This window comes from Nocardiopsis sp. CC223A (assembly GCF_030766825.1).
In the GTDB taxonomy this organism is placed as follows: Bacteria; Actinomycetota; Actinomycetes; order Streptosporangiales; family Streptosporangiaceae; genus Nocardiopsis.
This window is the reverse complement of record NZ_JASFDV010000024.1, coordinates 1-19,018: the sequence shown is the minus strand read 5'-3', so window position 1 is coordinate 19,018 and position 19,018 is coordinate 1. Positions and strand designations below refer to the sequence as shown.

Annotated in this window: 13 protein-coding genes and 1 pseudogene; 4 read left to right on the top strand and 10 right to left on the bottom strand. The window is 73.9% G+C overall.

Annotated elements, in window-relative coordinates; all coding sequences use genetic code 11:
- The first annotated feature begins 8 nt into the window (after positions 1–8).
- Both QJS33_RS12245 and QJS33_RS12240 read left to right on the top strand, forming a co-directional pair.
- Positions 9–1,877, top strand: a complete 1,869-nt coding sequence (locus QJS33_RS12245) for an ABC transporter ATP-binding protein (RefSeq protein WP_306368057.1) — start codon at positions 9–11, stop codon at positions 1,875–1,877.
- Positions 1,874–2,344 carry a S24/S26 family peptidase gene (locus tag QJS33_RS12240; RefSeq protein ID WP_306368056.1) on the top strand — a complete coding sequence of 157 codons (471 nt, stop codon included), beginning with the start codon at positions 1,874–1,876 and terminating at the stop codon, positions 2,342–2,344. The genes QJS33_RS12245 and QJS33_RS12240 overlap by 4 nt, the downstream gene beginning before the upstream one ends.
- A gap of 19 nt (positions 2,345–2,363) precedes the next feature.
- Here QJS33_RS12240 and QJS33_RS12235 read toward each other — a convergent pair whose 3' ends face one another.
- The 3 genes from QJS33_RS12235 to QJS33_RS12225 all read right to left on the bottom strand — a co-directional run bounded on the left by QJS33_RS12235 (position 2,364) and on the right by QJS33_RS12225 (position 4,108).
- Complete coding sequence (locus QJS33_RS12235) at positions 2,364–2,924, bottom strand: DUF3592 domain-containing protein (RefSeq protein WP_306368055.1); 561 nt, start codon at positions 2,922–2,924, stop codon at positions 2,364–2,366.
- A 225-nt stretch (positions 2,925–3,149) separates the two neighbouring features.
- The gene (locus QJS33_RS12230; protein ID WP_306368054.1) at positions 3,150–3,524 is read right to left on the bottom strand and encodes a hypothetical protein; all 375 of its coding nucleotides are present in this window, start codon (positions 3,522–3,524) and stop codon (positions 3,150–3,152) included.
- Positions 3,521–4,108 (bottom strand): TetR-like C-terminal domain-containing protein, encoded by a 588-nt coding sequence (locus QJS33_RS12225; RefSeq protein WP_306368053.1) that lies wholly within the window; start codon positions 4,106–4,108, stop codon positions 3,521–3,523. Before QJS33_RS12225 ends, QJS33_RS12230 begins: the two co-directional genes overlap by 4 nt.
- 193 nt (positions 4,109–4,301) lie before the next feature.
- Between QJS33_RS12225 and QJS33_RS12220 the strand changes: the two genes are divergently transcribed.
- Entirely contained in the window at positions 4,302–5,453 is a 1,152-nt protein-coding gene (locus QJS33_RS12220) for a calcium/sodium antiporter (protein WP_306368052.1), read from the top strand.
- A gap of 43 nt (positions 5,454–5,496) precedes the next feature.
- On the opposite strand, the gene QJS33_RS12215 is transcribed toward QJS33_RS12220, so the two are convergent.
- From QJS33_RS12215 to QJS33_RS12185, 7 genes are all read right to left on the bottom strand, one after another.
- The gene (locus QJS33_RS12215) at positions 5,497–5,895 is read right to left on the bottom strand and encodes a spore-associated protein A (protein ID WP_306368051.1); all 399 of its coding nucleotides are present in this window, start codon (positions 5,893–5,895) and stop codon (positions 5,497–5,499) included.
- Positions 5,896–5,918: 23 nt separating this feature from the next.
- Complete coding sequence (locus QJS33_RS12210) at positions 5,919–7,571, bottom strand: serine/threonine-protein kinase (RefSeq protein ID WP_306368050.1); 1,653 nt, start codon at positions 7,569–7,571, stop codon at positions 5,919–5,921.
- A 145-nt stretch (positions 7,572–7,716) separates the two neighbouring features.
- A complete protein-coding gene (locus QJS33_RS12205) occupies positions 7,717–12,123 on the bottom strand; it encodes an FtsK/SpoIIIE domain-containing protein (RefSeq protein ID WP_306368049.1) in 4,407 nt (1,468 codons plus the stop codon).
- Positions 12,124–12,356: 233 nt separating this feature from the next.
- Positions 12,357–12,653 (bottom strand): WXG100 family type VII secretion target, encoded by a 297-nt coding sequence (locus QJS33_RS12200; protein WP_306368048.1) that lies wholly within the window; start codon positions 12,651–12,653, stop codon positions 12,357–12,359.
- Between the two features lie 68 nt (positions 12,654–12,721).
- Positions 12,722–13,384 (bottom strand): hypothetical protein, encoded by a 663-nt coding sequence (locus QJS33_RS12195; RefSeq protein ID WP_306368047.1) that lies wholly within the window; start codon positions 13,382–13,384, stop codon positions 12,722–12,724.
- 32 nt (positions 13,385–13,416) lie between these two features.
- On the bottom strand, positions 13,417–13,755 hold the full coding sequence (locus tag QJS33_RS12190) for a hypothetical protein (RefSeq protein WP_306368046.1): 339 nt from the start codon (positions 13,753–13,755) through the stop codon (positions 13,417–13,419).
- Between the two features lie 40 nt (positions 13,756–13,795).
- Complete coding sequence (locus tag QJS33_RS12185) at positions 13,796–18,118, bottom strand: hypothetical protein (RefSeq protein ID WP_306368045.1); 4,323 nt, start codon at positions 18,116–18,118, stop codon at positions 13,796–13,798.
- Between the two features lie 237 nt (positions 18,119–18,355).
- On the opposite strand from QJS33_RS12185, the pseudogene QJS33_RS12180 reads away from it, so the two are divergent.
- Positions 18,356–19,018 (top strand): annotated as a pseudogene (locus tag QJS33_RS12180) (hypothetical protein); the annotation flags it as partial.

The following is a 19,018-nucleotide window of genomic DNA, read 5'->3' as shown; positions in this document are numbered from 1 at the left end:
GGGACCGGATGGGCCCGCGCACCGCGATCGCACGGGCCCTGCGGTCGCTCGGGGTCGCGTGGCGCGCCGCGCCCTGGTCACTGGCCCTGTACTCCGCCCTCACCGTGGTGGACGGCCTGCTCCCGGCCGGGGTCGCCCTCGTCACCAAATGGCTGCTGGACGTCCTCGCGGAGGGCGGCGCCGCCCCGGGGGTGCCCGGCCCGCTGGTGGAGGCGCCCCTGCTGCTCGTGGTGTTCCTCGGCGTGTTCACACTGGTCGCGTCGCTGTCGAGCCACGTGTCCGCCTACCTGGGTTCACGGATCAAGCGCGGCGTCTCCCTCCTGGTGCAGCAGCGCCTGTACGGCGCGGTCGACCGGATCTCGGGGCTGCGCCGGTTCGAGGAGCCCGCCTTCCTCGACCGGCTGCGGGTGGCCCAGACCTCGGCGACCACCGCACCGGAGGAGGTCCTCGGATCGGTGTTCGCCTCCGTGCGCGGGGCGCTGACGATCACGGGCCTGCTCGGGGTCCTGTTGACCATCAGTCCCCTGATCACCGCGGTCACCGTCGCCGCCGCCCTGCCGATGCTGTTCGTGCAGCTGGTGCTCAACCGGGAGCGGGCCGGGATGCTGTGGCGGACGAGCCCGCGCATGCGGCGGCAGATGTTCTACCAGAACCTGATGCTGAACCCGGCGGCCATCAAGGAGACCCGCCTGTTCGGTTCTGGCGGGTTTCTGCTGAACCGGATGCGCGGCGAATCGGTGCAGGTCAACGCCGCCGAAGAGCGTCTGGACCGCAAGGTCATGCTGACCCATGGCCCCCTGGCGCTGCTGGGCGCGCTGGTCTCCGCGGGCGGGTCGGTGTGGATGGTGGCGGAGGCGCTGCGCGGCGGGTTCACCATCGGCGACGTGGCGGCGTTCATCGCCGCGGTCGGCGGGGTCCAGGGCGCGCTGGCCGAGGTCGTGCTCAGCCTGACCGGCGCCTACCAGGCCCTGCTGCTGATGGGGCACTACGACGACGTGGTCGCCACCCCCTCGGACCTGCCCGTGCCGCGCGACCCGCGCCCCGTCGCACCGCTGCGCGAGGGCATCCGCCTGGAGGACGTGTGGTTCCGCTACACCGACGACGGCCCGTGGGTGCTCAGGGGGGTCTCGCTGACCGTTCCCGCCGCGGGTTCGCTGGCCCTGGTGGGGCTCAACGGCGCAGGCAAGAGCACCCTGGTCAAGCTGCTGTGCCGCATGTACGACCCCACCCGGGGGCGGGTGCTGTGGGACGGCGCGGACATCCGGGAGATGGACGTCGCGGAGCTGCGGGAGCGCATGGGCGCGGTCTTCCAGGACTTCATGTCCTATGACCTGCCGGTGCGGGAGAACATCGCGATCGGCTCCCTGGAGGACCTCGGGGACACCGGGCGGATCCGGGACGCGGCGCGGGAGGCCGGGGCGGCCGGGTTCGTCGAGGAACTGCCGCACGGCTACGACACGATGCTCTCCCGGATCTTCTACCAGTCGGAGGAGGACTTCCAGGAGGAAGGGGACGAGGACGCCGCCGCGGGCACGACCCTGTCCGGCGGGCAGTGGCAGAAGCTCGCCATCGCCCGCGCGCTGATGCGCCGCGGCCGGGACCTGCTCATCGTGGACGAGCCGACCTCGGGGCTGGACCCGGAGGCCGAACGCGAGGTACAGGACCGGCTGCGGACCCTGCGGGAGGGGGCGGCGACGGTGATGATCTCCCACCGACTGGGCGCCGTGCGCGGCGCGGACCGGATCGTGGTCCTCCAGGAGGGGGTGATCGCCGAGCAGGGCGGCCACGACGAGCTGATGCGCCGGAACGGCGAGTACGCCCGGCTGTTCACCCTCCAGGCGGAGGGGTACACCGGCACGGGCGAGGTGATGGTGTGATCGCGGTCGCGGGAGCGGTGCTGCTCGCCTCCGGGGCCGCCGCCGCGGTGCTGTGGCTGCGCCGCCGGTACGTGGTGGTGACCGTGCAGGGCCGGAGCATGGCACCGACCTACCGGCCCGGTGACCGGGTGCTGGTGCGCCGCGGCCGGTCGGGGGTGTCCGCGGGCGACGTGGTGGTCGTGGGCGAACCCGACCGGGAGACCGGGTGGCGCGGGTCGCCGCCGCTGGACGGCCGGGTCGCCGGCCGGGGGTGGTACATCAAGCGGGTCGTCGCGACGGCGGGCGACCGCTACCCGGTGGAGGTCGGCCTCCGGGGGGCCTGCCCGGCGGGGCACGTGGCCCTGCTGGGCGACAACGTGCTGAGCCTCGACTCGCGGGAGCACGGCCCCTGCCCAGAGCACCAGATCCTGGGGGTGGTGGCCCGGAGGATGGCCGCCGCCGGGGGTCCGGGGGCGGCGGGGCCGTGAGCGCGGAGGGCGCCCGCGCTCAACGGCCCGGGGCGCGCGGCCCCTCCTGCGGGGCCGGACTCCACAGGTCCGGGTTCCGCCAGGCGAAGCGGCCGAGGAAGGCCAGCCCCGCGAACACCATGAACCCGAAGTAGGCGGTGAAAACCGCCCGCATTCGCCTGCCCGCCGGGTCCGCGGCCAGATCCGGGGAGGCGGCCCGGTCCGGCTCGGCGGGATCGTAGGCGACCGTGACCCGGTCCGGCTCGGCGGGATCGTAGGCGACCGTGACCCGGTCCCCCGCGTCGGGCTCCGGCTGGAGCACGCCCGCCACCGTGGAGGTGTGCTCCCGGCCGTCGACCGTGTAGATGACCTCGACGGTGGTCTTCGGCCCGCCCATCCCCGGCTGTCCGGCCCCGGCCTCCGTCCGCACCCGCACCACCTCCGCCTCCGCCCGGCCCGAGTAGTCCGGGTACCCGGCCGGGTCGGGGGTGTTCACCCACACCGCCGCGGCGGCGGCCGCGGCGGCCGCCGCCGACACGGGTGCGACCGCGAGCAGCCGGTCGTGCAGGCGGAACTCTCGTGCGGGGGGCTCGGAGGGCATGGCGTTCCCCGTGCCCGGGGAGGACGCCGCCAAACCCCGGACGGCGGCCGGGGCGACCGGCTCACCCCGGTGGCGGTACCACCGGCCACCGGGTTCTCCTTTCATCGAAACGCCATCTGTTCAAGGACAGGCCCTTGACCTTTTATTCGGTCGGGGAAACCGAGGATCCGCGGCACCCGGTCCGGGCGAGGGCACTCGGCGCGGTGGCCGTGTGCGCCGGTGCCGCTACAGCACCCCGGCTCCGGTCAGGGCCGCGACCGGAAGCAGCAGTATCCACTGGGGCAGCCGCAGCAGGGGGCGTGACCAGCCCGCGCGGAGTGTGACGACCAGGAACACCGCCGCATACGCGAGGAAGTGCGCGGCGATGAAGAGGGCGAGCGGCGTGTTCGGCTCGGGACGGACCGCGAGGGCGATCAGTGCGGCGCCGCTGAGCAGGAGGTCCGCCGTGGCGAAGTGCCACACCGCGTACAGGGTGCGCTGCGGCTCGGCCGCCAGGTCGCCGTCCAGCAGCGGACGGACCACGTCGCGTCCCCCGGCGACGACATGGATCAGGGCCGTCACGGTCGCCAGGGCGCCCGCGACCAGGAACCATACGTTCACCGGACCTCGATCCCCTTCGCGATGATCCCGGCGATGTTCCGGGACAGTTCGGGACCGGCGGGCTCGCCGAGGATGCCCAGCCGGAACAGGATGATGGCCACGAGGGTGTCGAGCACCAGGCCGCTCTCGACGCCCCCACCGGTCTCACCGCGCTCCCGGGCCCGGTCGAAGACATCGGCCAGGCGCTGTTCGGCGGGGGCGAGGAAAGCGGTGCGGATGGTGGCGCGCAGCGTGGGCGAGGCGGCGAAGTCCGCCAACAGGCCGGGGAGCGCCGCCGCGGCGGCGGGTGCGCTGAACTCGTCGATCAGCTGCCGGACGAGGACGTCCAGGTCCCCTTCGAGGGTGCCGGTGTCGGGCACCGGGGCGGTGTCGGTGGTGGTGAACACCGCCTCGTAGACCAGCTCGGCCTTGCCGGACCAGCGGCGGTAGATGGTGTCCTTGCCCACCCGGGCCCGGGCCGCCACGGCCGCGAGGGATGTGGCGGCGTAGCCGGTCTCGGCCACCAGCTCGGCGGTGGCGGCGAGGATCGCCGCGTGCGAACGCTCGTCCCGCGGGCGCCCGCGCGGAGTCGTCTCGGTCGTCATGTCCCATGTTTACCATACGGGTCGACCCGTATGGAAAATCGTGCGGGGTGTCCGACCCGCCCCCCGTGCCCGGCGCGGGCGGCGATCCGGAAGACTTGTGGCGCCCCGGCCGGAAACCGGGTGGCCCGCGGGGAGAACCCCGGCGGTGGCGGGTATGCCGTGTTCGACCTGGTGGAGCGATCGGAAGGCTCACGTGAACGTGCTGGTGATTCTCGCCCTGCTGGCGGGGTTCGTACTCTTGGTCGCGGGAGGGGAGTCCCTCGTCCGCGGCGCCGGTTCCCTGGCCCGGACACTGGGAATGTCCTCGCTGGTCGTGGGCCTGACCGTGGTGTCGTTCACGACGTCGGCACCGGAGCTGGCGGTCAGCACCGACGCCGCCCTCTCCGGCCACGCCGGGCTGGCCGTGGGCAACGTGGTGGGCAGCAACATCGCCAACATCCTGCTCGTGCTGGGCGCGTCGGCGCTGTTCGTGCCCCTGCTGGTGAACTCCCAGGTCGTGCGCGCCGACATCCCCGTGATGGTGGTGCTGTCGGTGGTGGCGCTGCTGATGGCGCTGGACGGCAACCTGAGCCTGGTCGACGGCGGCCTGCTGTTCGCGGCCCTGGTGGTCTACGTGGCCGTCACGGTGATCGCCTCCCGCAGGCGCGCGGCCGGCGGTCCGGAGCCGGAACGGGAGGCCGCCGACGGCGACGCGCCCGCACCCGTGTCGCGTGCGAGGTCGGTCGTGCGGGACCTGGTGCTGGTGGTCGTGGGCACGGCCCTGCTGGTGGCGGGGGCCCGGCTGCTGGTGTACGGGGCGAGCGCGATCGCGGCGTCGCTGGGCGTGAGCGACCTGCTCATCGGGCTGACCGTGGTGGCGGTCGGCACGTCGCTGCCCGAGCTGGTGACCTGTGTCGTCGCCGTGGTGCGGGGCGAGCGCGACATGGCGGTGGGCAACATCGTGGGCAGCAACGTGTTCAACCTCGGCGCGGTGCTCGGCCTGACCGCCATGGTGGCCCCCGGAGGGATCGACGTCGCGGCGTCGGCCCTGCGGTTCGACCTGCCGATCATGGTGGCGGTGGCCCTGGTACTGCTGCCGATCGCCCTGACCGGGTCGGACGTGTCCCGCTGGGAGGGAGCGCTGCTCGTCGGCTTCTACGTCGCCTACATCGCGTACCTGGTACTGGCGGCCACGGAGCACGCCGCCCTGGAGCCCTTCAGCGCCGCGCTGCTGTGGTTCGTCATCCCGCTCACCGCGCTGTGGCTGGTGGTGGCGGCGGTCAACGAACTGAAGAGGCGGCGCGGGAGGGAGGGCCCTCGGGCCGAGCCCGCGCGGCCGGAGATGGCGGAGCCGGAACCCCGGTGAACCGTCGGGGCGGGGAGGGCCGGAGCCTGCCCCGCCCCGGCGGTCAGCTGCAATTGGTGCCGTTGCGGACGACCCAGTCGTCGCCGATCCGGCCGCCCCAGTCCACGCACTGCCCGGCCGCGGACAGGTACACCGGGCCCGCGTACTCGGTCCAGTCGCCCGGGTCGGTCTGCCAGGAGGTGCCGCTGCTCTGCTTGAGGGCCGCGTCCATGGAGATGCGCGCCCCCGGGTCGGAGCGGACCACCACCACGCAGTTCTTGCCGGTGGAGTCGTTGTAGGTCAGGAACACCGTCCCGCCCGGGATCGCCGCCTCGTTGACCTTGCCGTACCCGCCGCCGCACTGGCCGCCGTAGGCGACCGCGCCGACCGGGGCGGGGTTCGCGATCGTGACGACCAGGGCCAGCCCCAGCACGGCCGCGACACGGCCGGTGATCTTCTTCATCGTTCCTCGCTCGCTCGTCCGGGTCACCACGGCGGGGTCCCGGTGCCGCTGGTGCGGTGGTGCTCGACCAGGCGGGTGATGGTGACGGTGCCGTCGGCCGCCGTCGTGTAGGTGACCTCGGCCTGCACGGTGCGGCTGCCCTGGTCGGCGTAACCGGTGAGCGCGGAGGGGCTGGAGGGCACCGAACCCGCGCTGCCGTTGCCGACGGCGCCGCCCTGGCTCTGGCAGAAGCTCCAGGCGCACACCACGGTGGCGCCGTCGAGCCGGGCGTACACGCCCGCGCCGCCGTCGGGCTTGAACGCGATGACGTGGTCGCCGGAGGGCCGCGCCCCCGAGGCGCTCACGCCCGCGCCGACCAGGCCGGAGGCCGTGGTGGAGGTGCCGCCGTCGCCCTCTCCGGCCTCCTCGGCGTCGTCCTCCTCGCCGTCCTCCTCGGACGGGTCGTCGGAGGGCTCCGCGGAGGGGGACCCGCTCTCCTGCGGCTCCTCGCCGACCGGGCCCGGGCGGCGTTCGTCGCCCGCGCCCGGCTCGCCCTCGGCCGGGGTGTCGCCGCCGTCCTCGTCGGCGGAGAACCAGGCGGCGACCGGCAGGGCGTCCCAGTTGCGCGCGACCGCCACACCGCCGAAGGCGATCCCCGCGAGCAGCACCAGCGCGCCCGCACCGGCGCCGACCAGGGCGAGCACGCGCTTGGCGCGTCCCTCCCCCTTGGGCGGGGCGACCTCGAAGGTGCGCTCCGGGGCGGCCTGCACGTCCCGCCAGCTCTCGTCCACCACGGCCGCCATCGCGCCGCCCGCCATCTCGGGCGACTGCATCGGGGCGTAGGCGCGGCCGGGCGCGTTGACGGCGATGACGCCGTCCACCAGCTGCATGGCGTCGGGCCGCTGCTCGCCCTCCTTGGCCAGGGCGCGGCGGACCAGGTCCGCCAGGGGGCCGGTGAACCCGTCCATGTCGGGCTCGCCGCTGATGACCCGGTGCGCCACGGCCGCCGGGTCGCCGGTGCCGAACGGCGGCCGCCCGGTGGCCGCGTAGGCGACCAGCGCACCCCAGGCGAAGACGTCGTCGGCGGTGCTGGCGGGCTTGCCCCGGTAGTGGTCGGGGCTGATCCACCCCGGCGAGCCCATCACGGACCCGGTGCGGGTGAGCGCCGTCTGGTCGACGGCGCGGGCCACCCCGAAGTCCAGCACGCGCGGTCCCTCGGGGGACAGCACGATGTTGGCGGGCTTGAGGTCGCGGTGGGCGATGCCCACGGCGTGGATCTGCACCAGGGCCTCGGCCACACCGGCGGCCAGGCCCATGAGCAGCCGTTCCGGCAGGGGGCCGTGCTTGCGCATGTAGGCGCTGAGGGTCATGCCCCGCACCAAGGGGGTGACCAGCCAGGGGCGCTCGGCCTCGGTGTCGGCGGCCAGCAGCGGCACGGCGCAGGCACCGCCGACCCGGCGCAGCAGTTCGACCTCGCGGGCGAACCGGGCGCGGAACTCGGCGTCGGCGGAGTACTCGGGGTGGATGAGCTTGACCGCGACCAGCTCGCCGGAGGTGTCGTGGGCCGCGTACACGACCCCCATGCCCCCGGCGCCCAGCCGTTTGAGCGGCCGGTAGGGGCCGATCCGGGCGGGGTCGGTGGAGGTCAGGTCGGTCGCGGTTGCGGGCAGGGTGACTGCGTTGGGTTGGGTGCTCACGGCCGTCGACTCACAGGTCTCGTCTCTGGGGAGGGCGGCCCTCCGGCGGGGCAGGGGAGGAGGGAGTGCGCGAATGGGGATGTTCGGATCCTAACGGGCACCGGCCGCCCGCACCGACCGCCGGGGGCGGGGCGGCCGCTCCCGGTCACGGCAGCGGCACGCGCACCTGCCGTACCCGGCCGTCGCCCAGGTGGAGGTGGGCGATGCCGGGAACGATGCGCGGCCCGGCCACCCCCTTGGGCAGCCGCAGCCCGAGCACCTCGGCGTCGGACTGGGCCTGGGGGGACAGCAGCGCGCCGATCCGGTTGCGCTTGAGGTGGACGTGCCACCCGTTGAACCCGCCCTGGAGGGCGTCGTTGGTGCCCGCGGCGACGATGCCCCAGCCGGGGCCGACCATGCCGCGGGCGATGCGGGTGAACTCCTTGCCGAGGTCGCTCTGGAGGAGCAGTTCGGCGTCGTCGACCATGATCGCCGCGGTCTCGCCCTCGAACTTCCCGAGCGCCTCGTGCAGCTGCGACAGCCGCGGCTCGGCGGAGTCGATGACCGCCTGCACCCCGGGGTGGCCGCGCAGTTCGGTGAGCCGGGAGCCGCGCGGGGTGACCAGCAGCAGTTCGGTCCCGGCCGCCAGCAGGGAGCGCGCCATCACGGCCAGCATGCTGGAGCGGCCCGAGCGCGGCGGCCCGGCGATGAGGAAGGTGGGCACGCTCGCCAGGTCGGCGGTGATCGCCGACAGCTCGTTGCCGCCCACCCCCACCAGTACCTCCAGCGGCTTTCCGGCGGTGCGCCGGTAGCGGGCCGTGTCGTCGTAGGTGAGCGTGTCGGGCAGCACGTCCACGCGGAACGGGAGCGGCCCGGCGGCGGGGGCCTGCTCGGTGCGCCGCCGCACGAAGTCGGCGATCCGGCCCAGCTCCTCGGCCTGCGCCCCGCCCTGCGGGTTGCGGTTGAGCAGGGCGATCTGCACCTCCAGGGCGTCCCCGGCGCGGAAGGCCCGGCCGTCGGGGACCTCCTCGGGCAGGGAGCGGGCGTTGAGCCCGGCGGTGCTGTAGTCGGCGGGGTCGTTGCAGCGCAGGACCAGCAGCTCCTCGGTGGTGGAGGAGTACTTGGTGCGGGTGAGGATCCGGTCGCCGGCGGCGACCACGTGGATCCCGACCCCGGCGCCGTCGCGCATGAGGGTGGTCACGCCCTCCACCAGGGCGCCGTAGTTGTACTCGCCGAAGGTCTGCTCGAACACGTCGATGCGGTCGATGAACAGCACCAGGTGGGCGGGGCGCTCGGCGGCCGGCGCTCCGGGCCGGGCGCGCAGCTCCTCCAGGTCGGCGCAGCCGTTGGCGGCCAGCAGCTTCTGGCGGCGGTCCAGCTCCTCCTCCAGCCGGGCGAGCAGGCGCACCACCCGCTCCCCCTGGCCGCGCTGGGCGACGGCCCCGCAGTGCGGGAACCGCTCCAGCGGCAGCAGGGCGCCGTTGCCGCAGTCGATCCCGTACATGTGCAGGTCGCCGGGGTGGTGGGCCAGGGCCAGGGAGGCGGCGACGGTGCGCAGCGTCTGGGAGCGGCCGCTGCGCCCGGAGCCCATGACGTGCAGGTGACCGGCGCGGGCCGGGTCGAAGGTGTAGGGGTGCTGGCGCTGCCGGGCGGGCACGTCCACCAGGCCGACGGGGACGGCCCGCACCACACCGGGTTCGGCGGCGGGGGGACGGCCGCCGAGCAGCTCGTTGAGGGTGAGGCCGGTCGGCAGGGCGGGCAGCCAGGGGCTGGGCTGGCGCTGCGCGCCCACCCGCTGCGCGGCCTCCTTGACGGCGGCGACCAGCACGGTGAGGTCGGTGACCTCGACGTCGCCGGTCTGCTCCTGCCCGCCGCGCCGGGAGGCGGGGGCGGGCTGGGCCAGGTCGGACCACTTGACCGGGTGGACCTCGGGGGCGGCGGCGTCGGTGGAGGCCACCACGCGGCGCCCGCCGACCCGGCCGGACTGGAACGGCAGCAGGGAGGCGTGGCCGAGCCGGGCGTGGGCGCGGCCGGGGGTGTCGATGCCGATGTGCGCGGAGTCGGGGGCGTCGATGACGTCGCGGCTCTCGCTCTCGTCGGTCATCCGCAGGGCGATGCGCAGGTTGGTGTTGGCGCGGATGTCGTTGGTGACCACACCGCCGGGGCGCTGGGTGGCCAGCACCAGGTGGATGCCCAGGGAGCGGCCGCGCTGGGCGATGTTCACCAGGCCCTTGACGAAGTCGGGGAGCTCGCGGGCCATGGACGCGAACTCGTCGATGACCAGCATCAGGCGCGGCATCTGCGGCATGCGCGGGTCGCGGTCCAGGAGTTCGAGGTAGTCCTCGATGTCCTTGGCCCCGGCCTTGGCGAGGATGTGCTCGCGGCGGTGCAGCTCGGCGCCCAGGGACACCAGGGCGCGGCCGACCAGGTGGGTGTCCAGGTCGGTGACCATGCCGACGGTGTGCGGCAGGTCCACGCAGTCCTTGAACGCGCTGCCGCCCTTGTAGTCGACGAGCACGAACGACATCGACTCGGGCCGGTTGACCGCGGCCAGCGAGGCCACGAGCGTCTGGAGCAGCTCGGACTTGCCGGAGCCGGTGGTGCCCGCGATCAGGGCGTGCGGGCCGTCGCGGCGGATGTCCACCGAGAACGCCCCGTCCAGGCCGACGCCGAGGGTGGCGACGGTGCTGCGGCCGCCGCCCGCCCAGTGGGCGGAGATGGCCTCCCCGCTGGGGGGTTCGAGCCCGATGACGTCGAGGAGGCGGGCCGCGCGCGGCAGGGAGCCGCCGGCCTCGCCGACACTGCTGTCGCGCAGGGGCGCCAGGGCGCGGCCCAGGCGCTCGGCCCAGGCGGCGGAGGGCACGTCGGGGCGGACGTCCTCGACGTTGTCGAAGGAGGTGCGGCGCAGCCGCATCCCGTGCGGGGTGATGGTGACGACGGCCTGGCACTCCTCGGGCAGCAGGCGCTCCTCGGCGTCCAGGCACAGGGTGTGGATGCCCACCTCGGGGCCCTCGCGCAGCAGCTGGACCACACCGGGCAGGGAGCGGATGCGGCGGGCGCCGTCCAGCACGATGACGACGGCGGGCTGGTCGGCGAGGTCGCGTTTGGCCTGCTTGCGGGCCTCCAGCAGCATGAGCAGCTCGGAGATGCGGCGGGCGCAGGTGGTGGCGTCGATGCCGACCCGGTTGAGCGACAGGTGCGGGTGCTCGCCGCGCATGTGGGGCAGGTGGCGGGTCCACTTCCAGCGGTCGTGGTCGCCCTCCATGGACAGCAGGTGGATCTGGAGTTCGGCGGGGCTGTGCAGGGCGGCGAGCTGGGCGAGGAGCCAGCGTTCGAGGGCCCGGCCGCCCTCGCCCCGGCCGGCGACGCCGACCACGCCGTTGTCCTTGACGGAGACGCCGACGGGCACGTCGGTCATGTTCCAGGTGATGTCGCGGCGGTGGTCGTCCTTGGTGGGGTCGCTGAGGACCACCTTGGAGGGGAGGCTGCCGGTGCCCACGCGCAGGAGGGTGAAGTCCTCGTCGGTCTGGCGGCGCTCCCACAGCCGGGAGCGGGGGCCGGTGGCGAGCAGGAGGACGGCGGCCGGGTCGGGGCAGGTGTCGCGTAGGCGGCGCTGCTCGACGAGGAGGGCGTCACGGGCGTCCTTGGTGATCCGCTCCTTCTTCTCCTCGTACTCGGTGAGCTGCTTGTCGTAGCGGGCCTTGGTGGTGCGCCGCTGGAGGATCTGGGTGAACAGCACCGACACGGGGGCGAGCAGGCCGATGAGCAGGTACTGGGGGCGGCCCATGACGAGCGCGCTGCCGACCGCCATGGTGATGGGCAGCAGGATCATCATGATGAGCTGCACGATCGGCCGGTCCGGCGGCTCGGGCGGGGAGGGCAGCTTGAAGGAGGTCTTGGTGGGCGCCGGGTGCAGGCGGGGCGGCCGGTTGTAGTCCAGGCCGGTGCCGTCCTCGGCGGGGGCGACGGCGGCGTCGGGGCGGTGGTTGGGCCAGGCCTCGAAGAGGGTGCCGCCCAGGGTGAGCTGCTCGCCCTGGGGCCAGGGGTCCCCCTCGGCGACGGGCTCGCCCTCCAGGGCGCAGCCGTCGCCGCCGCTGGCGTCCAGGAAGGAGACGGAGCCGTCGGGGGTGACGCGGATCCGCGCCCAGTGGCCGTCGGCGTTCACCGGCAGCACCGCGGCCTCGTCGTCGCCGATGACGTAGTCGCCGGGGTCGAGGCGGACGATGCGGCCCGCGTCGGGGCCGGAGACGACCCGGACCTCCGCCGTACCGGGGGGCTCGGCGGTGGCCGGGGCCGGTCCGCCGACGCCGACGACGGAGCCGTCGAGCAGCCCGGCGTCGGCCAGGGACAGGTCCGGGTCGACGGGCCGGTCGCCCAGGTAGAGGGGGACGTCCCGGCCGGGGGTGCGGGGCAGGGTGCGCACCATCGGGTCGACGGTCTCGGCCAGCTGGCGCACGGTCGAGCCGGGGTCGGCGTCGACCAGGACGTCCAGGCGCAGGGGCGACGTCGCGACGGGACCGGAGCCGTCCGCTGCGGGACCGGTGGCCGGGGTCACGGTGAGGAGGAGGCGCACGGTGGGACTGCTTCCGCTTCTTCGGGAGATACGTGACGGGGGCCGGGGCGGCCGGGAGGGGCCGCCCCGGAACAGGCCGGGCTGGAGTCTGCTCTTGAACACTCTGCCGCGCCGCCGGGGCCGGCGGGGCGTCGGCGGGGTTCCGCAGGGGGCGCTGTGCCTTCCCGGAACCCGTTCCCGCCCCCGAAGGGCGCCGGGCACGAACCGAAGCGGAGGTCCAAAAGGGCGGGGGCTCAGCCCTTGAGGCCCTCGCCGAGCTTCTCGTCGGTCTCGCCGAACGTGGTGCCGACCTGCTTGATGTACTTGGCGACGCCCTCCAGTCCCTTGTTCACACCCTCGAAGCCGGTGTTGAACTCCTCGAAGAACGGCCGGAAGTGCTTCTCGGCGGCGGGGGTGCTGTAGCCGTCGGAGATGAGGCCGTCGACCTTCTGCTTGATGGCCTCCAGGCGCTCGGTGAACGCCTCGAACTCCTTGATGAGGGAGCCGGAGGTCTCCTCGGTCTTGTCGCTGTCGACGTTGTAGACGGGCATGGGGTCTCCCTGGGTCGTGAGGTGGGTTGTGGGGTGGTGGTCTCGTCGTCCGTGCGGTCCGGCCCGGGTCAGGCCGGAGCCGTCCGCCCGGTCCCGGCCTCTTCCTCGAACCAGAAGCGGGCGGTGCCGCTGATGGCGTCGAAGAGGTCCATGACCTCCTCCAGTTGGAGGAGGTTGGGGCTGGAGCAGCTGACCATGATCCGCTTGTCCAGCCCGGGGAGGGTGTAGGAGGTGTGCATGACCAGCGAGCGGACCAGCGCGTCGTCCATCTCGTAGTCGGTGACGCCGTAGATGCGCCCGCACACCTGCGACCCGCACCCGGGGATCTCCACGGTGGTCTTCTTCAGCCAGGTGCCCTCGCGGGCGGTGGCCGTGTCGGGATAGACGTGCTCGATCATCTTGATCGGGTCGAGGGTGTACTCGCCCCGCCCCGCCGGGAACGAGAAGACGCAGACATTGGCCATGAAGAACCCGTCGTCGTACTCCTCGAAGGCGCCGGCCGCCGCCATCAGGCCGCCCGCGGTGGCGTCCCTGGTGGCCCGGCCGATGTCGGCCAGCAGGTCGCTGAGGGCGTTGAGCTCCTCGGGGCGGTTGGCGTACGTCTTGACGGCCTGCTCGCGCATGCGGGCCACGGAGTCACCGCTCAGGTCGTACTCGGTCCATCCCTCGGGGACGGCGATGTCGAAGCCGAGGATGACCGCGGGCTCGTCCTCTTCGAAGAGGTAGGGCACGGGTGCTCCTGTCGTACTCGGTGCGGACGCCGTCAGTAGGCGAGCTGGTTGCGGTGGTGCGGGGGCGGCGGCTTCTCGTCGCCCTTGAGGGCTTGGCCCAGCTCCTCGTCCATCTCGTAGAAGGTGGTGATCACCGGGTTGAGCAGGTTGAGGAACTCGCCGAGGTCCTCGGCCTGGCGCTCGTAGTTCTTCTTGCAGTCCTTGCCGTAGTCCTTGGCGGAGTCGGACAGCCGGCGGGGGCCGATTCCCTCCGCGCGGTCCTCGGGGCTCTTGAAGTCCTCGTCGTCGCCGACGAAGGCGTTCTGGATGCGGCGCAGTGAACGCTGCATCTCTTCGAGGGCGTCGGTGTCGATCCTGACGACCTTGGCCATGGGGTTCTCCTCTCCTGCTGCCCAGTGGCGGGGCGGGGTTCTAGCCGTTCTCGCGTTCCTGGAGTTCGGCCTGTTCCCGGCGCAGGCGCCCCTGCTCCAGCCGGGCCTCCTTGTGGAGCTCGTCCAGGGTCCTGCGCTGCTCCGGGGTGAGCGGGCCGTTCTCCGCCTCGTACTCCTCGACGGCCCTGTCGTCGAGCATGGCGTCCAGAACGCCCAGCTGGTCCTCGATCTCCTCCAGCCGGAGGTAGGTCGGCTCGCGCTCCTCCAGGTACTCGTCCTTGAGGTTGTTGCGCGTGGCCTGGTGGCTCATCTCCAGGACGACGCCGGCCATCTCCCCGCTGAGCCCGTCCGTGGGCAGGCCGGGGGTGCCGGCGACCCGGCCCTCATAGCCGCCCTTGGGGACGGCCGTGGCGAGCTGCATCGCGTTCTGGACCCAGTAGCCCTTCTCGATCTCCACGTACTCGTCGAGGATGCCGAACGCCTCACGGAAGCCGTCCAGACCGAGTCCGAACGTCAGGTTGATGATGTTCTTGGAGACCTGCCAGGCCATCTCCTCCATCCTGTGGCGCACCGTGTTGGTCGGTGGCAGGACGGGGCCGCGCGCCGGGTCCACGGGGACGTTCCGGTCCGTCCGGGTACGGCCGATGTCGTTGACGTCGATGACCTCGCGGTGCCCGTCGGGTTCGGTGACGTGCACCTGGTCCTCGGTGATCCGCAGTTCGGGCCGCCCCTCGCCGCCGTCGACGCGGACGCCGCCGCGGCCGTCCGCGATCGTGATCTCGCCGTCGCGGACCTCGGTGCGCCCGGAGGGTGTCCGGGTGCCCTGGAGGTCGCCGCTGGTGAAGGAGACCTCGTCGGAGGGGCGGTGCGGGAGGCGTCCGGCCTCGCCCCGGGGGCGGACGGAGATGTTCTGGTCACGGCCGCTGCCGCCGCTCACGCCGCCACGGTCGTCGATGGTCGCGTGCCAGCGGTCGGGGCCGCCCGCGCGGGGGCCGTCCTGGGTCGGACGCACGGAGGTGCCGTCGGGACCCGTGTCCACGACACGGTCGCCGTTCCTGACGGTACGGCGGTCCCCGTCGGTGGGCACCCGGACCTCGACCCGGTCACCGCGCACGTCGACGCCGATGCCGTCGTCGGTCTCCACCCGGGTCCGGGCGTCGCCCTGCGAGACGAGCGGGCGGCCCGGGCGGTCGGCGCGGACGGTGTCCGCCCGGCCCAGACCGGACGATTCGCCGCGCCGGACGTCGGTGCGGGTGGTGCCGTCGGTGACGTGGGAGCCGTCCCGGTCGCTGCCGCCGCGCACACCGCCCGGGCCGCGGGCGGTCAGCCCGTCGGCGTCGGTGCGGACCCGGTGGGTGTCCGTCCCCACCTCGGTGGTGCCGTCCGGCCTCCGGGTGACCTGGAAGCGGTCGCCGCCGCCGTCGGAAGGCGCCGCCAGGGTGGTCTCGCCGTCGCGCGAGGTGGTCACCGTCCACCCCTGGGGGGTGTCCATGCGCAGGGCGGGCGAGGTGTCCGAGCCGCGGGTGACCGAGATACGGGTGCCGCCGCTGAGGACGTAGGGCTCGCCACGGGAGTCGGTCCGCAGCGGTGGATGGGCCCCGGCGGGGATCGGGCCGCCGTCCATGCCGTAGGAGCGGCGGGTCCCGTCCGGATGCCAGACCTGGAGCCGGTCCTCACCGTCGCGCCGGATGATGGCCATGCCGGTGCCGTCCTCGGTGCGGACCTGGCCGGGCCAGGCGTCGCTGCCCCCGATGCCGCCGTCGCCGTCGATCCGGACGTGGCCGCCCGCGTCCTGGGTGGCGCGTGGGGAGAGGGTGGCGTTGCCGGTCCGCAGGTCGATGGAGCCGTCCTGGCGGACCATGGCGCCGGATCCGGCCCCGCGCCCGACGGCGGTGCCGTTGTCCCACTGCTGGACGTCGACGCCCCGGTCCGGGTCGGTGACCCGGACCGATCCCGGTTCCGCGTCGATCCGGACGCCGCCGGAGTCGACGCTCACCGAATCGCTCCCCCGGTCATAGGTGTGCGTGGAACCCTCGCCCTCGACGCGGTAGCCGTCGGGCCCGGCCTCGGTGCGGGTACCGCCGGCGGGGTCGTCGACGCGGGTGCGCGGCGCGGGGCCGGTGCCGTCGGCGGCCGGGCGGGAGATGCTCGGCCCCGGCCCGGCGAACTCGATGTCGACGGGGTCGCGGGGGTCCTGGGTGATCCGGACGGGTTCCCCGTCGCCGGGGCGGTGGACGGAGAGGCCGTCCTCGGTGCGGATGGTGGAGCCGTCGGGGCCGCGGGAGACGGTGACGTCACCGTCGGCGGTGGGAACGGTGAGGTCGTCGCCGCGCAGCGAGGGGCCGGGGGCGCCGTCGGGGCCGGTGAGGGTGAGGCCGTCCGTCGTGGAGACGGAGGAGCCGTCGGCGCCCTCGACGCGGAATCCGCCGTCGCCCACGCGCACGGCCGTGTCCCCGATGGTGACGTTGTCGGGGGTGACGCGCATGGTGAAGGGCGCGGGTCGGCCGTCGCCGGGCGTGGCCGGGTCGTTGTCGGCGGCGCCGGAGCCATCGGTGTCGTCGCGCTGTGGTGCAGGGGTCCCGTCGGAGTCGCCGCGCACGGGTTCGGGAACCGTGGTCGGTTCGGGGCCGTCGTCGCGCATGGTGGCGGGGGTCGCGGAGACGTCCTCACCCGGGGGTGCGGGGGTGTCGGAGCGCACGGACGGCGCGCCCTCGCCGTCCGCGTCCCCGCCGCGGGTGGCGGCGGGGACCGTGAACGGGTCATCGCCGCGGGGTTGGGGCGCGTCCGACCGGGCGGGTGCGGGGGCGAACGACGGGTCCTCGCCCCGAGGAGAGGCGGGCACCGTGGAGGCGTCCCCGCCGCGCGACTCCGGCGCGTCCGCGCGGGCGGGGGCCGGAGCGGAAGACGGGTCCTCGCCCCGAGGAGAGGCGGGCACCGTGGAAGCATCCCCGCCACGGGGCTCCGGTGCGTCCGCGCGGGCGGGGGCCGGAGCGGAAGACGGGTCGCCGCCGCTCTGGGGGTCCGGGGACGTGTGCCCGCCGCCGTTCGGGGTCAGGTCCACAGTGCCGAGGTCGATCGAGTCGTCCCCCGGCCGGGTCGACCCGGCGGTCGGCAGGTCCGGGCCGTCCGGCGCCGGGTCCGCGGACCCGGAGGGGTCCGCGCCGCCGCGGTCGTAGTCGGTCTGCGTGTAGGTGTAGTCGACCCCGCCGGGATCGCTGCTGGTGTTGCTCCCGCCAGAGGGCGCGTTGAGGAACGACAGCGGCCCGCCGAAGTCCCCCCGCTCCCGCAGGACACCGGCGGTGGAGCCCGCCGCGTTGGTGCCGAACGCGCCGAGGAACTCGTGGCCGAGGTTGATGTCCTTCCAGTCGGCGGTGCCCGCGCCCAACTGGACGGCGATCGAGGACCCCATACCGACCGCGGTGTCCCGGGCCACCGCGTAGCTGATCGCCCCGGCCCGGGGACCCTCCTTGATGCGGGTGATCGCAGTGCTCACACGGGTGACCCCGCTGCCGTTGCGTACCGCGGTGGCGGCGCTGCGCAGGCGCGCCGTCGTCGGGCCCGCGACCCGGTTCGCGCCCCGGGCAGCGACCCGGCCGACGCTGCCCACACCGCGCAGCAGCGCGCCGCCCGGGACCAGCGAGATCGCGTCCATGCCCAGGGTGACGAAGGTTTCCCGGTTGAAGCCGAGTTTGCCCTCGCGGTGCAGGCTCGCGGTGCTGACCGCGAGCGCCGCGAGCACCAGCGCCACACCGATGAAGGGGACGAAGATCGCGACGAGCCCGGCGGCGACCATGACCACCGCGTAGATGAGCGGGTTCTCCTCCACCCACGTCACGATCTTGTCGAGCCAGCCCCACAGTTTCTTCGGACTGCCCTGTTTGGCGTCCTCCAGCTCCTGCTTGGCGGCGTCGACCACCTCGTCCATGTCGGTGAGGATCTTGTCGAGGCGGGCGATGTACACATCGCGGAGGGGATCGTCCCCGTCCTTCCAGTCGTCCTCGTCCTCCAGGCCGGCGTAGGCGGTCTCCGCCATGCGAGCGACCGTCGCGCTGCGCTCCCGGGCGATCTCCAGCGCGTCGCCCCACTTGTGGAGAGCGCGGTACCCGCCGTCGTAGGCGTCGTGGGCCTTGTCGAGGTACTTGGGGAGCTCCTCGATGAACTCCTTGAGGGTGTCGACCGTCTTGCCCTCACCGAGCTCTCCCCCGTCGAGCCGGCGCAGGTCCCGGGCCGCGTTCTGGGCCGACTCGGCCAGACGCTTGTAGAACCCCTCCAGTTCGCGGACGTCGGACACGACCCACGGGATGGGGTCCCTGTCCCGGTCGAAGAGCTCCCATGGGAGGTAGTCGCGGTGCTTTTCGGCCACGTTCCGCTGTACTCGCTTTCCTGGTTCCCGGGGAGGTCACGGGGGCGTGCGGGGCACGTCGGGAGGGGGTGTCGGGGCCCGGGGTCACGAGGGTCTCCGCGAATCCGTCATCATAGACTGCCACGTCCACAAGTGAACAGACGCTCCCAGGGTGTGACCGGTTCGGACGAACCTGGACGTCCCACGCGTCATCTCCTTTCACACGACCCCGCACGGACAGCCACAGGAGTAGAGCGAGTGACCCCCACACGTCTTCCGTCGGCGCGCACGGCGACGATCACGGCGGCGCTGGCCGCGGCGTTCGCCCTGGTCCCGGCGGGCCCGGTGGCCGCGGACACCGCCGACCCCTACACGATCTGCCCCGAGGTGTACTACTACGTGGTGCCCGAGGGCTCCCCCGGGCTGGACTCGATCGCGGGTCTGATCCTGGACGACGCCGAGCGCGCCGCGGAGATCTACGACCTGAACGCCGGACGGACCCAGGCCGACGGCAACGCGCTGGGCGAGGACCGCGCGGTGCTCCCGGGGTGGCGGCTGGTGGTCCCGTTCGACTCCGGGGGCGAGAACGTCTACACGGGCAGGGACCCGCTGTGCGTGGTGGCGGTGGAGAACGCCCTGGCGCTGGGCCAGGAACCGCCCTCGCCGCCCCCGCCGCCGCCCGCGTACACGCCCCCGCCCGAGGACGAGGCGTCCGCCACCGTCCAGGGCGAGGTGGTGGACCTCAACGAGGACGAGGAACCCGCGATCGACCCGCGGATCCTGGTGGCCGGGGCCGTGGGCCTGGTGCTGCTGACGCTCCTCACCCTGTTCTGGGAGCCGGTGCTGCGCGGGATCACCTGGCCGTTCCGGGCGGTGAAGAGGGCACGGGCCGCGCGGGCGCCCAAGCGCAGGCCGACCCGC